Below are 14,697 nucleotides of genomic sequence, written 5' to 3'. Positions count from 1 at the left end.
GTCGGGGTCGGACACCGGACGCGCGGCACCGCCCGCGCCGCCCTCCGGGGAGCAGAGCGCCGGTCAGCGCAGACAGACCCAGGCGGTGGACAGGGCATACCCGACGGTACGCGCGCACAACTGGACCGGACCCGGCGGTGGGACGCCCAACGAGAAGAAGCCCATCGCGTCCACCGACGCCTCGTCGTAGGTGCCGGTGGCCGTGCGGGCGCTCACCCGTCCGCCACCGGACGGGGAGAGCTGCCCGACGATCCCCGCATCACTCACCTCGATCTCCACCAGCACCGACCCGCTGCGGAAGGAGAGCGTCCGCGCGGACGCGGCAGACCGGGTCATGCCCACCAGTTCGGCGTCGACCGCCGAGTCGAAGGTCAGCTCGGCGACGGCCAGCTCCGCGTCGGCGGTACGCCAGGTGAACGCGGCCAACGCCGCGCTCAGGTAGGCCTCCGAGACCGGCCCCGTGTCCCACAGCGCCGCGCCCAGCTCCGTCGTCAGCGCGTCGTCATCGACCGGCGGCCACTGCTCCATCCGGCTCACCCCCGTTCGTACCGATGGCGGACGCTCCGAGAAACTCGACGATCGCCGGACATTTCCGCAGCCTACGCAGACAGCGGGCCTGGGTGGGTCCGATACTGCCGATCGGAATGCCGAGCCGCTCGGCGACCTCCCGGTAGCTCATCGGCGGGTCGGTCGTCAGCAGTGCCAACAGCGCCTGGCAGCGCGGCGGGAGCTGCACGAAACCCTCGCGCAACGCCTGCCGCCGCTCCGCGCGCAGCAGCTCGTCGTCCGGGGCGGGCGCCATCGCCGCCAGCTCCCGGGAGAGCCCGTGATAGGTCTGCAACGACTGGTCGTACGGGTCGACGGGCTGGGCCCGACGGCTGAGGCGGGACAACCGGTAGCACTCGCGCCGGGCCGTGGTGGCCAGCCAGCCCGGCAACGCCTCGGGTTCGCGTACCCGGCCGAGCTGCTCCACCAGGCGGAGCCAGACGGTCTGGTTGACATCCGCCGCGTCGGCCCGGCTGAGGTCGTACGCCCGGATGACCGAGTAGACGACCGGGGTGTACCGGCGGACCAGTTCGGCCCAGGCCGACTCGTCCCCACCGGCGGCGGCGGACAACAGGCTGGTCGCGCTGGCACCGGTCACCGGGCCACCGCCCGGGGCGTCACACGGCTCATCCGACGAGCACCCCGTAGTCGGGGTGCCACCGGGGGGCGGCGAGCAGGGTCGTACGCGCCTGGTCCGCGCTGAGGCCCCCGGCGGTCATCAGGGCGGCGAGCCGCCCGGAGACGTGTGCGGTGGCGAACGAGGTGCCGGCCCAGACGGCGAACCCGTGGAACTGGCGTACCGGCCGCCCGGGTAGCGGCAGCTGCCCCTCGACGTAGGTGCTGTGGCGCTCGCCGAGGGCGCAGGCGTCCACCCAGGGGCCGAAGCAGCTGTCGACCGCCGGCACCAGACCGCCGGACGTCTGGGCGACCGCCGCGACCGCCAGCACCCGGTCCAGGGCGGCGGGCCAGAGCGGACGACTGGTGCCCGCGTTGCCGGCCGCCGCGACCACGGCGCTCGTCGTCGGCAGCGCGGCCAACGCGTTGGCCAGTGGCAGCGACGGCTGGTCGTCCAGGGTGTAGCCACCCAGGGAGAGGTTGAACACGGACACCTGCGGCGCGAGCCGGCTCAGGGCGGCCACCACGCTCGCCTCGTCCCCCACCCCGGTCGGGTCCAGGGCCTGCTCCGGGTCGACGCGTACCCCCGGCGCGGCCTGCCGGACCACCCCCGCGACGAAGGTGCCGTGCCCGCCCTGCGGAGCGAGCACGTCGGTGTGGACGTAGAGCGGATCCTCGTCGTCGGGCTGCGGCAGGTACGTGCCGCCGAGCCACTGCGGGTGACACGCGCCGGCCAGCTGCCAGATCCCGGTGTCGCAGATCCCGACGGTGACGCCTGCCCCCTCACCGAGCCGGGTCGGGTCGGGCGGCGGCAGCGCCGCCGCCGGGCGGGGCGGCGTGCCCGGGTTGCCCATGATGTTGCCCAGGCCGAGCAGCACGTGGTGCGGCTGCACCGCCGGCACCGGTTGACCGGGCCACTGCTGGGGGTCGCGTAGTTTCCCCACGACGCCGGGGATGTCGGTCTCCCGGTCGAACAACAGCCGGGTGACACCGGCGAAGCCGGCGCCGACGGTCACCGGATAGTCGTGGGCACGCAACCAGGTGGTGACCCGTTTGGCGTCGGCGGCGGCGGCGAGCAGTTGCCGGGGCCGGTAGAGGATCTCCCGCCCCGGCACGGTGTACCGACGCACATTCTGGTCGGCGGCCAGCGCCGCTTCGAACGCCTTCTGGTAGGCGTTGGCGTCCGCGTCGCCAGCGACCGCCGGGGCAGGGCGCGGCACGACGCCGAGCGGTGCCGCCACGGCCAGCGCGGACAGCGCCAGGACCCGCCGTCGGGACAGCCGGCCGGCCGGACCCGGCACGGTGGGGTGGTCGGACGGCGGCACGGATCCTCCATGCTCGTGAGAGAAGCGCGCCCACCGATGGTGGACGCGGCGAATTCCCCGACCGCCAATTATTCCGGACCATCGCCGGTTGTCAATTGTGAAACCAAGTAGGACACCCATTGACGAAATTCCCGCGACGGATTCTCGACGTTGACTCGCGGCTGTCCGTCGTGGACTCTCTAGGGCATGTCCGACAGCACCGGTTCCGGTGCCACGGCGGCCCAGGCGGCACTCGACGCCGTCCAGCGATACCCACCCGAGGCGATCACGATCGCCCACCGGGTGCTCGCCGGCCAGACCGCCGACGACGACGAGCGCTCCACCGCCGAGCGGGCCATCGGTCTGGCCCTGCGCGAGTTGAACGACCTGACCGGCGCACTGCGCCACCTCCGGCGGGCGGTACGGGCCGCCGGCACCCCCCGTACCCAGGCGTTGGCCCGGATGAGCCTCGGGTACGTGCTGGCCAACGCCGGCCGTACCGCTGCGGCGTTGCGGGCGGTGACCGCCGCGCTGCCCCAGCTCACCGGTGCCGACGCCGGTCGGGCCCGGATGCAGCGGGGGGTGGTGCTGCACTACCGCGGACGCTACGCCGAGGCGGTCCGCGACTACGGCATCGCCATCGACATCGCCCAGCGTGAGGGCGACCCGCTGCTGGAGGCCCGCGCCCGCAACAACCGTGGTCTGCTCAACGCCCACCGGGGCTCCCCCGGCGGCACCGACGACGACCTCTCCCGGGCGGCGGCGGCCTTCCGCCGGCTCGGCCTCGACCTCGCGGCGGCCGACGCCCGCTGGAACAGCGGTATCGCCGCCGGGCAACGCGGCGAGATCGCCATGGCGCTGCGCTGCTTCGCCGACGTCGACGAGGAGTACCGGCGGCTCGCCGTGCCCCGACCGGCGCTGCTGCTGGACCGCTTCGAGCTGCTGCTGTCGGTGCCGCTGCTCGACGAGGCGGTCGAGGTCGCCGCCGCCGCGGTCCGCGAGCTGCACCGCAGAGGGATGGCCTCGGACCTCGCCGAGGCGCTGCTCGCCCAGGCCCGGGCCGCGCTGCTCGCCGACGACCTGGACACCGCGACCGCCGCCGCCGCCCAGGCCCGGGTCCGGTTCCGGCGGCAGGGCCGACGCACCTGGGCCGTTTTCGCCCGGCACGTCGAGTTGCGCGCCGAGTTCCGCCGGGGCACCCGCACGCCGGCCCTGCTCACCGCGATGGTGCGCACCGCCGGCCAGCTCGACGCCACCGGGTGGTCGGGTCCGGCGCTGACCACCCGCATCGAAGCCGGCCTGTTGGCCGCCGCAGCGGGTCGCGTCGACCGGGCCGTGGCCCTGCTCGACGTGGCCGCCCTGGCCCGCCGGCGCGGCACCGCCCCCCGCCGCGCCCAGGGGTGGTACGCCCTGGCCCGGTCGCGGCGACTCACCGGAGACGATGCCGGTGCGGCCCGGGCACTGCGCCGGGGGCTGGCCGTCCTCGACCGGCACCGCACGTCGCTCGGGGCCACGGAGTTGCGGGCCCACAGCGGCACGTACGGGCAGGAGCTGGCCGCCGAGGGCCTCGACATCGCAGTCCGCGCCGGCTCCCCGGCCCGGACGCTGGCCTGGGCCGAACGCTGGCGGGCCAACACGCTGCGGATGCGCCCGGCGTTGCCTCCCGACGACCCGGACCTGTTCGCGGCGCTCACCGAGCTCCGGCTCGTCAGCAGCCTACTGGAGGACGAGGTGCTGGCCGGCCGGCCCGCCCATGCCCTACGCAGCCGGCAGGCCCGGTTGGAACAGCGCATCCAGGACCTGGCCCGCCGGGTGCCCGGCGGGAGCGGCGTGGTGACCCCGCCCGGCGTGGGGGTGCTCGCCGGGCGGCTCGGTTCCCGCGTGCTGGTCGAGCTGGTCGCCCACGGCGAGCGGCTGCGGGCGGTGCTGGTCCGCGACGGCCGGGCCAGCCTGCACGACCTCGGCCCGCTGGCGGAGGCGGTGCACCTGACCCGGTGGCACCGGTTCGCCCTGCGCCGGCTGGTCACCACCGGCGACACGCCCACCGCGCAGGCCGGGGCCCGCCATGCCGCCGCCACGCTGGACCGGCAGCTCTTCGAGCCGCTGCGCCGGCACCTCGGCGACCGCCCCCTGGTGATCGTGCCGGTCGGGGCCCTGCACGCGGTGCCGTGGTCGGGCCTGCCGACCTGCGCCGGGCGCGCGGTGACCGTCGCCCCGTCGGCCACCGCCTGGCTGCGGGCGGACGGCCGGTGTCCGCCGGCCGGGCCCTCCGTGCTGGCCTGCGGGCCGCGCCTGCCGGCCGGCCTGGCCGAGGTACGCCGACTCGGGCAGGTCCTGCCCGACGCCACCCTGCTCACCGGTGCGGACGCCACCGCCGACGCGTTGACCACGGCCCTGGACGGGGCCGGCCTGGTCCACATCGCCGCCCACGGCACCTTCCGCGCCGACAACCCGCAGTTCTCCACGCTGGAGCTGGCCGGTGGACCGCTGTTCGCCTACGAGTGGGAACGGGTCGCCCGGCCGCCCGGCTGCGTGGTGCTCTCCGCCTGCGACTCGGGGCTGACCGGGGTGCGGCCCGGCGACGAGGTGATGGGCTTCACCGCCGTGCTGCTCGCCCTGGGCGCACGGTGCCTGATCGCCACCGTGCTGCCGGTGCCGGCCGAACCCACCACCGCGCTGATGCTGGACCTGCACCGACGGATGCGGGGCGGGGTCCGCCCGGCGCAGGCGCTCGCCGACGCCCAGCAGGCCTTCGCCGTGCCCGGCGACGGCACCGCCGGGGCCACGGCGGCGGCGTTCGTCTGCCTCGGTGCCGGCTGAGGCCGCGTCGAGCCGCCCGGCGGACGTGGTGTCAGCCCAGCGTGGCGACCCGGGGACGCAGGCCGTCGATCAGCTCCGGTGGGGCGGCGAGCACCCGACTGCCGCTCACCTCGACGGCGACACCGGCTTCGACGGCGATCACCAGACCGGCGGCCCAGTCCCAGCGGAACGTGCGGTCCTCGACGTAGGCGTCGCAGCGGCCCGCCGCGATCCAGGCCAGCGCCAGGGCCGTCGAGCCCAGCATCCGCACCCCGCGCACGTCACCGGCCAGGTCGGTGACCACGGCCGCCTGCACCCGGCGGTGGGCGACGTCGTAGGCGTACCCGGCGGCGAGGACGACCTCGCCGAGCGTGATCCCGGCGGGCCGGGTCAGCGGCGTGTCGTCGAGGAACGCGCCCCGGCCCCGGACACCACGGAACGTCTCGTCGTGCACCGGGTCGTGGACCACCCCGACGACGGGCTCCCAGCCGTCCGGTGTCTGCTGTTCGCAGGCGACGCTGACGCACCAGAACGGCATTCCGGCGACGTAGTTGACGGTGCCGTCGAGGGGGTCGAGCACCCAGCGCAGCCCGGAGTCGCCGAGGTGGTCGCTGCCCTCCTCGGCGAGGATGCCGTCGCGGGGCCGACGGGTGCGCAGCAACTCGACGATGCGCGCCTCGCTGGCCCGGTCCGCCTCGCTGACCAGGTCGGTGGAGGCGGTCTTGTAGTCGACGCGGCCGTGGTCGCCGAAGCGCCGTAGCAGCTCCCGGCCACCGAGGCGAGCCGCCTCCTCGGCGACCCGCCGGCAGTCGTCCAGCTCGGCACCGGTGGCCATCGCGTTCTCCTCGGGTCGTCGGCAGGGCCGGTCGAAATCGTCGCACCCGTACGGGCGCGGGCGCCAGGTCCCCGGCGCGGGCACGGACGCCGGTTGCCCGACCGGCCGGCTCCCGGTCGCCGCCCGGCGTGGCCCCGGGCGTGCGGGTCGGCGTCCCGGGCGGCGAGCGACGGGGGCGGCCGGTCGGGCACACTGTGGACAGCGGTCGGGACACCGACGCCCGCCGACGCGCCGTCGACCCGCCCCGTCGCCATCGCCGTGGGGAGGCAGCGCGACATGGGTACGGTGGACACGTCCAGGGTGGACCGGTTGCTGGCGCGGATCCGCGACGGGGTCATCGGCGAGGGTGAGCTGCTCGACGGGCCCTACGGGCCACGCCGGATCACCTACGCCGACTACACCGCCTCCGGCCGGGCGTTGGACTTCGTGGAGGACACCATCCGCGACCGGGTGTTGCCCCGCTACGCCAACACCCACACCGAGAGTTCCGCGACCGGTCGGGCGACGGGGCGGTTGCGCGAGGACGCCCGACGGACCATCCTCGACGCCGTCGGCGGCACCGACGAGCATGCGGTGCTCTTCTGCGGTTCCGGGGCCACGGCGGCGGTCGACAAGCTGGTCGGGCTCCTCGAACTGCGGCTGCCCGCCGGCCCGGCGCACCGGCACAAGCTGCTGGACGGCATCCCCGTGGCGCAGCGCCCGGTGGTCTTCGTGGGCCCCTACGAGCACCACTCCAACGAGCTGCCGTGGCGGGAGACGTACGCCGACGTGGTCGTCATCGGCGCGGACGCCGACGGGCACATCGACCGCGTCGAACTGGCCGACCGGCTGGTCCGGTACGCGGACCGACCGCTGCGGGTCGGCAGCTTCTCCGCCGCCTCCAACGTCACCGGCATCCTGTCCGACGCCGACGCGATCGCGGCCCTGCTGCACGCCCACGGGGCACTGTCGTGTTGGGACTACGCCGCCGCCGGCCCGTACGTGCCGATCCGGATGGGTGAGTCGACGCCGGGCGCGGCGGACGGCAAGGACGCGGTCTTCCTGTCGCCGCACAAGTTCGTCGGCGGCCCGCAGACCCCCGGTGTCCTGGTGGTGCGGCGGGATCTGATGCGCAACCGGGTCCCGGTGGTCCCCGGCGGGGGCACCGTGGCGTTCGTCGACCCCGCCGGGCACCGGTACCTCGACGATCCGGTGGCCCGCGAGGAGGGCGGCACTCCGGCGATCGTCGAGTCGATCCGGGCGGGCCTGGTGTTCGCCCTCAAGCAGTCCGTCGGCGCCGACGTCATCCAGGCCCGCGAGGAGCGGCTGTGGTCGCGGGCGCTGGGCCGCTGGTCGGCCAATCCGGGGATCGTGGTCCTGGGCAATCCCCGGGCGCGGCGGCTGCCCATCGTGTCGGTGCAGATCCGCCACGGCAGCCGCCAGCTGCACCACAACTTCGTCGTCGCGCTGCTCAACGACCTGTTCGGCATCCAGGCCCGTGGGGGGTGCTCCTGCGCGGGCCCCTACGGGCACCGCCTGCTGGGCATCGACGAGGAGCGCTCCCGGGCGTTCCGGGAGCAGATCGCCCTGGGCTGGGAGGGGATCAAGCCCGGGTGGACCCGGATCAGCTTCGGCTACTTCGTCTCCGACCTGGTCGCCGACCATCTGATCGACGCGGTCGACCTGGTCGCCCGCCTGGGGCACCGCCTGCTGCCCGACTACCACTTCGATGCCCGCAGCGGTCTGTGGCACCACTACCGGGGCCCGGGGCCGTCGCTGCGCCTGGCCGAGCTGGGCGGCCTGTTCACCGGCGACGACCAGCCGGTCCCGCCGCGGCGGTGGGCCGGTGAGGACGCCCTGGCCGGTCACCTGCACGAGGCACACGAAATCCTGGCCGGGCGTGGGGACCACGTCGACGAGGGACCCACCGGCCTGCCGGCCGGCGTGGAGGCGCTGCGCTGGTTCCACCTCCCGCCGGCCTGCGTGACCGCCCCGAACGTGCCGCCCTCGCGCCGAGCAGGGTGAGTGTCGGTGGTGGCGCTGGTCGTGTCACGCGTCGAGATCGCCCCCCGGGCGTACGCCGGCGGTACCCGGCTGCCGGCACGCTGCTGCGCGCGGCGACAGCGCTGCCCGGCGGGCTGACCGGACGGTCCCGTCGGACCGTCGTGCCATGATGCCGCTCACCCAAGGCAAGGAGCACGGCGCAATGGCCACGGTGACGGTTCGGGACGAGACGGCGACCGGCAGGGCGATCGACCAGTGGCCGCTGGCCGGCCTGCCGGAGCGCATCTCCGCGCGGGAGCTGGTCCGGTTGCGCGTCCGCGAGGAGGTGGCGCGGTTCAACGCCGACCGGAAGGACCTCTTCCGGGGTCTGGTGCGGCCGACCGACGCGGAGGCGACGTGGAACGGCTACCGGGTCGGTCCGGGTAGGCGGCTGGACTGGGAGCGCCAGGCGGACGCGGCCTGTGCCGCCTTCGCCCGCAACGGCTTCGTGCTGCTGGTGGGTGACCGCCAGGTCGAGGACCTGGACGAGGAGATCGACCTGCTCGCGGAGCCCGACGTGGCCTTCGTGCGGCTCGTCGCCCTGGTGGGTGGCTGAGGTGGCTGACTGGGCACTGCTGCTGCCCCCGCTGGGCGCGGCGGATCGCCGGCGGGTGGAGACCGGGGTCGCCGAAGCCGATGCCCAGGTTCGGCCGCTGCTCCGGCTGGCGAGCACCCACCACTGGACGTCGTCGGTGACCCGCACCCCGCAGTGGGCCGTCACCGGGTCGTGGCCGTCCGAGCTTCGCCGCTGTGCGGCGCTGGCCATGCACCGGGAGGTGGTGGCCAGTTCGATGCCGTCGGTGCTGAACGACGTCGTACGGAGTCTCGCCGACGGTGAGCACGACTGGACCCGGGCGGATCTTCTGTGGTGTCTGGAGGTTGTCGGACAGGGTCTCGACTACGACCTCGGCGTCCGCCTGGAGTTGCCGGCGGCGATTGCCGCGCACCTGGCTCCCGCCGACCTGGCCGATCTCGCGCCGGTGCTCTCGGGCCTGTTCGACGAGCTCGCCGCCAGCAACTTCCCGACGGCCGGCCCCCGACGTGGGGTCGTCACGCTGATCGGGGAGGCGCTCGACCGTGCCACGGGTAGCCGTGTGCCGTCGTGGTTGCTGCACCAGGGGGACGAGTTCGGTCCGCTCGTCCGCGCCGACCTGGGGGACGTCCTCGCCGCGCCGGGCGTGCCCGGGTTGCTGGTGCACTGTGCCTCGCTCGGCAGGCCGGCCGCACCGGCGAGATGGCTGCGCGGCCTGGACCAGCAGCTCACGACCGCCCCCGACGGGAGGAGGGCGGTCCGTACGATCCTGGAGGTGTTCGCCGCCCACCGGCACCCGGTGCACGACGACTCGGACCGCCTCCTGCGGGGCCTGGTGTGGGCGTTGTCGCGGGAGTCGGACGCGGCGGCGACGGACCTGCTGGCCCGGGTCACCGCTGCCGCCTCGGCAGCACCCCGCCAGGCGGCGGGTTTCCCGCATGCCCAGCGCACCGCGATCGCGGCCGTGCAACTGCTCGCCGGGCGCGACGGTGAGACGCCGCTGCGGACCCTGGCACGGCTCGCGGTGACCGTGAAGAACAAGGCGGTACGCGCTCGGGTGCACACCGCGCTGACCCGCCTCGGCGCTCTGCGGGGGTGGTCGCTGAGCGAGGTGCTGGAACTCGCCGTCGACGACCACGGGCTCGACCCGGCCGGGACCCGGCGGACCCCGGTCGGCCCGTACGAGGCGACGGTGCGGATCGAGGGTGAGCAGGCCCGCCTGACCTTCGCCCGTGGCGGCGTCGGGCTCAAGGGCGTTCCCGCGGTGCTCAAGGAGACGCACGCCGACGAGCTGAAACAGCTACGCGACTCGGTGAAGGCCGTCAACGCGACGCTGACCGCCGAGCGCCAACGGGTGGAGGCGCTGCTGTCCGAGGAGCGCACCTGGGCGTACCCGGACTGGGTGTCCCGCTTCCTGGACCACCCGGTCACCGGGGCGTACGGGCGGCGGCTGCTCTGGGAGACCAGCACCGACGGGTACGACTGGTCGGCGGGCCTGCCCCGCGAGGACGCCGACGGGTGGGTGGTCGTCGGTCTCGACGGGCGGCCGGCACGCGGGGGCCGGGTCCGGTTGTGGCACCCTGTCCGCGCCGGGACGGACGAGGCCCTCGCCTGGCGTGACCGGGTGCTCGTCACGGGCCTGACGCAGCCGTTCAAGCAGGCGTTCCGCGAGGTCTACCTGCTCACACCGGCCGAGGAGCGGACCGGTTCCTACTCCAACCGGTTCGCCGCGCACATCCTGCGCTACCGCCAGGCGAACGCGCTCATGCGCGCCCGCGGCTGGCAGGCCGGCTACCTGGGCACCTGGGACGGCGGGTACGACAGCGAAGCCACGAAGCTCTTCGGCGGCGGTGCGTGGCGGGCGTCCTTCCACCACCACCTGGTCGGCACGGACGATTCCCGCAACTACGACGTCGACCACTGTGCCACCGATCAGGTGCGTTTCGCCCGCTCCGACGGCACGACCTGGCGACCCGTGTCGGTCGCGGAGGTGCCGCCGCTGGTGTTCACCGAGGCGATGCGGGACGTGGACCTGTTCGTCGGCGTCACCTCCATCGCCACCGACCCGCAGTGGGCCGACCGGGGCGAGGACCGGTTCCGGGACTACTGGCACCGGACCGTGGTCGGGGCACTGACCCCGTCGGCGGAGATCCGCCGCGACGCCCTGGCCCGGTTGCTCCCCCGCCTGACCATCGCCGACCGGGTCACCCTCACGGACCGCTACCTGCACGTACGCGGGAACCTGCGCGGCTACCGCATCCACCTCGGCTCCGGCAACATCCTGATGGAGCCCCACGACGCGTACCTGTGCATCGTCCCCGCACGCGGGGGCACCGGCCGGCTGCACCTGCCGTTCGAGGACGACCCGATGTTGTCGATGATCCTGTCGAAGGCGATCATGCTCGCCGCCGACGACGCGATCACCGACCCCACGGTGGTGCGGCAGCTCGCCCGATGACCGGGCGGGGCGGGCCCCGACGTCGTTCTCGCCGCATCGCCGCGTTCACCGCGCCTGTGCCGATCAGCCGGCGGCTCGTTCAGGTGGTGGATTGGCCCGCACCGGGTGCCGCCTGCGGCTCGGTTGTCCAGCTGGCCAGCAGGGGCAGCACCCGCGCCGTGGGTGAGTCGGGTTCGACGGTGTAGACGACCAGACGTTGCTCGGGATCGTGCGGCCCGACGACGGATTCGATGCCGAAGCTGAGCGTTCCGGCCGTCGGGTGGGCCAGTTGCTTGGTCAGCGAGGTACGGAAGGTGACCCGCTGGTCGTCCCACCACTGCGCCACGTCGGGATCGCCGTCCCGCAGCTCCTGCACCAGCTCGACGAGTCGCCGGTCGTCGGGGTGGCGTCCCACCTCGTAGCGCAGCGCTCCGACCGCGGCGGCGGCGAAGTCGGCCCAGTTGACGATCCGCACCCGCGCGTCGGGGTCCAGGAACAGCCACCGCGCGAACGACGACCCCGGTTCGGCGGCTGACCCCAGCACCGCGCTCAACAGCCCGTTGCGCGCCAGCACCTGCGTACGGCGTCCCAGCAGCAGCACCGGGACGTGGCTCAGCGCTCCCATCAGGCGCAGCATCCCCGGGTCGGGTCGCTGCGCGACCTCCGGCCCCGCCCACCGCCGCCGCGACGTCGGCGCGGCCAGATCCCGCAGGTGGGCACGTTCGATCTCGTCGAGCTGCAGCGCCCGCGACAACGCCTGCACCACCTCGTCGGTGACGACGTGCTGGCGTCCCTGTTCCAGGCGGCTGTAGTGGTCCGGGCTCAGCCCGGCGAGCACGGCGAGTTCCTCCTTGCGTAGACCCGGCACCCGCCGTGGGCCGGGGAATGCCTCGATGCCGGCCTGGGCGGGGGTCAGGCGGTCCCGCCGAGACCGTAGGAACGCCCCCAGGGCAGCGCGGTCGGCAGGCACCCACCCAGTGTAGGAGCGGACCTCGACGCGAGCCTGGTCATGCGGTGACCAGGCAGCACACGCCCTGGTGCGGGCCGCGTGCCTGCCCTGGGATGGTGACCATGACACACCCCGAGACTCCTGCCGCGCAGATCCGCACCGTCCTGATCACCGGCTCCACCAGCGGCATCGGTGCCGCCACCGCCCGGATACTGGCGGCGCGGGGATGGCGCGTCGTCGTCACCGGCCGCGATCGGACCCGTGGTGCCGCCGTCGTCGCCGACATCGAGGGCACCGGCGGACACGCCGTGTTCGTCGCCTCCGACCTGACCGGCCCGCCCGGAGCGCTGCGGGACTTCGCCCGCGCCGCCACCGAGGCCGCCGGTGGGCACCTGGACGCGCTGGTCCACAACGCCGCGCTGTGCCCGGCCGTCGACACCGTACGCCTCACCGACACCGACCTGGAGGCCACGCTCGCGGTCAACGTCCGCGCTCCGCACGTCCTGACCGCCGCCCTGGCTCCGGTGATGGCGGCACGCGGCCACGGCGCGATCGTGGTCATCGGCTCGTGGATGGCCCACGTCGGGCACCCCTTCGTCGGGCTGTACTCGGCGACCAAGGCCGCGGAGATCCAACTCGCCCGCAGTTGGGCCGCGGAGTTCGGTCCCCACGGGGTACGGGTCAACACCGTCTCCCCCGGGGCGACGCGTACCCCGATCAACGCCGGCGACGGCGACGTCATCGCCCGGATGACCGCCGGCACCCCCGCCGGACGACCCGGGACCCCCGACGAGACCGCCGACGCGGTGGCCTGGCTGCTCTCGGAGCAGGCCGGCTACATCCACGGCGCGGAGATCGCCGTCGACGGAGGTATCACGGCGACCCGTCCCGGTTGAGTGCCGTCACGCAGGCCCGAAGACGCCGGGTGTGCTCGCCGGAAGGTCATCGACGCTCCGAAACGATCGGGGCGAATCCCTTGCCCCGCAACAGAGATGACCTTAGGTTACATTGATGATCCTCAGTGGTGAGCCGCACCCTGACCCTCCGCCGAGCGCCGGGGCCGGCGCTCCGCGGCCCGAGGATCTCGGTGGCGTCGCCTATCTGCGGAGGCTGTCGAGGCGGGGCTTCATCACGGGGGCCGCGTTGGCGGCATCCGGCTTGTCGGCCGCCTTCGCGCTGCTGCCCGACTCCGCCCGGGCTGCTGGCGGCTACCTGCGACCGTGCGGAAACGTCCGGATTTCCAGCTCCTGGCAGGACCACCGCAACCGGACGCCGCCCTCGGGTGAGCCGGGCACCGACTACGCGGTCGGCACCGGCACTCCCGTCATGGCCGCGGCGAACGGCACGATCCGCTTCGTGAAGACCGACACCGCCACCGCCACCGGGCGCGTCGTGGGAATGGCCCACGACGACGGCAACTACAGCCGGCACCTGCACCTGTCGACGATCACCGTCTCCGTCGGTCAACGGGTGTCACGAGGCCAACCGATCGCGTACTCCGGTTCCTCGGCGAACGGCAGCGACCAGGGTGTCGGACCGCACGTGCACACGAGTCTCTGGCTGAACACCGCAAGCCCGACGAACTTCTCCGCGACGGTGGACTTCGAGAACCACGTCGGAGACGTCGCCAACCCGAACCCGCCGGACCAGGAGGTAGACGAGGTGTTCATCGCGAACGTGAAAGGTAGCTGGTACCTCATAGTCCCCCAGGGGACCGGTAAGCCGCGGGCGGTGGTCCTGGGTGGCGACAGCAACGCCGCCGCCGCCGGCCTTCCCGTGCTGAACTTCAGCTGGGACCCGTCGATCAACGCGCTCCGGGCCGCGGTCGACGGCATCGGCTGAGCTGGCCCGGGATCTCCCGGTCACCGGCCGTCCGCCCGCGCCGCCGTCGTCCCCGCCGAAGGCGGACCGGGACGACCATGAAGGGTGGGCCGAGGCAGGTGGGCGCCCGATGCGACCATGGCGGATAATTGCCCGATGACAAATCCAGACCTCGACCCCGACGTCTACCCACCCCTGGACCCCGGTGAGCCGGTGCCGGACGACGCCGGCGAGCTCCTCCCCGATACGCCCGGTGAGCTGCCGGAGGCACCGGTCGAGCCGATGCCCGACGACGGCGAGCCGGGCGGCGTGCCCGAGCCGGCCTGACGGCGAGCGCGGACGGGCCGGCCGCTCGTGCGGACCTCCACCGGCCGCCGCCGGTCACGTCCCGGTCACCTTCGGTCACGTCCCGGTAGCCTTCGGTCACGTCCCGGCCGCTTTGCTCACGTCCCGGCCGGCGCGGGCGACGGTCGGGGGGCGCAGACGTGATGTCGACGCCCCCGCCGCCGCGCCGACGGGGGCGTGGGTCAGCGACTCCGACCGGTGGGACCGCGCCGCCACCCTTCGAGCTTCCCAGGGTTACGGACCGGGTGCGGCCCGTCCGGCTGGGTCGGCAGATCGTCCTTCGCCGAGCAGGCCGGATGGTCGCTCACCACGGCGGACGCCGGCGCAACGAGGCGCAACTGCGCGCCGAACTCGACCGTGTCCGCGCCCACGGCACCGTCGCCGGCACCCACGAACTCTTCCTGACCTTCAACGGCCGGGCGACCCGGGTCCTCACCGCCTGGCAGCTGCGGCCGGGCGACCCGGGTCCTCACCGCCTGGCAGCTGCGACCG

12 protein-coding genes are annotated in these 14,697 nt (G+C 74.3%); 7 read left to right on the top strand and 5 right to left on the bottom strand.

Features of this window, described 5'->3' with window-relative positions:
* Positions 1 to 63 precede the first annotated feature (63 nt).
* From AB0B63_RS20805 to AB0B63_RS20795, 3 genes are read right to left on the bottom strand one after another with little or no spacing between them, the layout of a single operon-like run.
* Positions 64 to 528, bottom strand: a complete 465-nt coding sequence (locus AB0B63_RS20805) for a hypothetical protein (protein WP_357021095.1) — start codon at positions 526 to 528, stop codon at positions 64 to 66.
* The gene (locus AB0B63_RS20800; protein WP_208570539.1) at positions 503 to 1,144 is read right to left on the bottom strand and encodes a sigma-70 family RNA polymerase sigma factor; all 642 of its coding nucleotides are present in this window, start codon (positions 1,142 to 1,144) and stop codon (positions 503 to 505) included. The genes AB0B63_RS20805 and AB0B63_RS20800 overlap by 26 nt, the downstream gene beginning before the upstream one ends.
* A 28-nt stretch (positions 1,145 to 1,172) precedes the next feature.
* On the bottom strand, positions 1,173 to 2,486 hold the full coding sequence (locus tag AB0B63_RS20795; RefSeq protein WP_357021092.1) for a S8 family serine peptidase: 1,314 nt from the start codon (positions 2,484 to 2,486) through the stop codon (positions 1,173 to 1,175).
* 186 nt (positions 2,487 to 2,672) lie between these two features.
* Here AB0B63_RS20795 and AB0B63_RS20790 point away from each other — a divergent pair, with 186 nt between their 5' ends.
* Entirely contained in the window at positions 2,673 to 5,285 is a 2,613-nt protein-coding gene (locus AB0B63_RS20790) for a CHAT domain-containing tetratricopeptide repeat protein (RefSeq protein WP_357021089.1), read from the top strand.
* Positions 5,286 to 5,316: 31 nt separating this feature from the next.
* Here AB0B63_RS20790 and AB0B63_RS20785 read toward each other — a convergent pair whose 3' ends face one another.
* The gene (locus AB0B63_RS20785) at positions 5,317 to 6,099 is read right to left on the bottom strand and encodes an inositol monophosphatase family protein (RefSeq protein ID WP_208570542.1); all 783 of its coding nucleotides are present in this window, start codon (positions 6,097 to 6,099) and stop codon (positions 5,317 to 5,319) included.
* Between the two features lie 276 nt (positions 6,100 to 6,375).
* Between AB0B63_RS20785 and AB0B63_RS20780 the strand changes: the two genes are divergently transcribed.
* The 3 genes from AB0B63_RS20780 to AB0B63_RS20770 all read left to right on the top strand — a co-directional run bounded on the left by AB0B63_RS20780 (position 6,376) and on the right by AB0B63_RS20770 (position 11,111).
* Positions 6,376 to 8,103 carry an aminotransferase class V-fold PLP-dependent enzyme gene (locus AB0B63_RS20780; protein ID WP_357021085.1) on the top strand — a complete coding sequence of 576 codons (1,728 nt, stop codon included), beginning with the start codon at positions 6,376 to 6,378 and terminating at the stop codon, positions 8,101 to 8,103.
* 181 nt (positions 8,104 to 8,284) lie between these two features.
* On the top strand, positions 8,285 to 8,677 hold the full coding sequence (locus tag AB0B63_RS20775; protein WP_357021082.1) for a hypothetical protein: 393 nt from the start codon (positions 8,285 to 8,287) through the stop codon (positions 8,675 to 8,677).
* A 1-nt stretch (position 8,678) separates the two neighbouring features.
* Entirely contained in the window at positions 8,679 to 11,111 is a 2,433-nt protein-coding gene (locus tag AB0B63_RS20770; protein ID WP_357021079.1) for a DUF4132 domain-containing protein, read from the top strand.
* Positions 11,112 to 11,190: 79 nt separating this feature from the next.
* On the opposite strand, the gene AB0B63_RS20765 is transcribed toward AB0B63_RS20770, so the two are convergent.
* Positions 11,191 to 12,060 carry a helix-turn-helix transcriptional regulator gene (locus tag AB0B63_RS20765; RefSeq protein ID WP_357021077.1) on the bottom strand — a complete coding sequence of 290 codons (870 nt, stop codon included), beginning with the start codon at positions 12,058 to 12,060 and terminating at the stop codon, positions 11,191 to 11,193.
* Positions 12,061 to 12,161: 101 nt separating this feature from the next.
* Here AB0B63_RS20765 and AB0B63_RS20760 point away from each other — a divergent pair, with 101 nt between their 5' ends.
* From AB0B63_RS20760 to AB0B63_RS20750, 3 genes are all read left to right on the top strand, one after another.
* A complete protein-coding gene (locus AB0B63_RS20760) occupies positions 12,162 to 12,935 on the top strand; it encodes an SDR family oxidoreductase (protein ID WP_357021074.1) in 774 nt (257 codons plus the stop codon).
* A gap of 247 nt (positions 12,936 to 13,182) precedes the next feature.
* Positions 13,183 to 13,881 carry a M23 family metallopeptidase gene (locus AB0B63_RS20755; protein ID WP_357021071.1) on the top strand — a complete coding sequence of 233 codons (699 nt, stop codon included), beginning with the start codon at positions 13,183 to 13,185 and terminating at the stop codon, positions 13,879 to 13,881.
* Between the two features lie 135 nt (positions 13,882 to 14,016).
* Positions 14,017 to 14,187 carry a hypothetical protein gene (locus tag AB0B63_RS20750; protein ID WP_208570549.1) on the top strand — a complete coding sequence of 57 codons (171 nt, stop codon included), beginning with the start codon at positions 14,017 to 14,019 and terminating at the stop codon, positions 14,185 to 14,187.
* Positions 14,188 to 14,697 lie beyond the last annotated feature (510 nt).

This window comes from Micromonospora sp. NPDC049081, assembly GCF_040648835.1.
GTDB classification, from domain to species: Bacteria; Actinomycetota; Actinomycetes; order Mycobacteriales; family Micromonosporaceae; genus Micromonospora; species Micromonospora antibiotica.
This window is presented reverse-complemented; position numbering and strand designations above follow the sequence as displayed.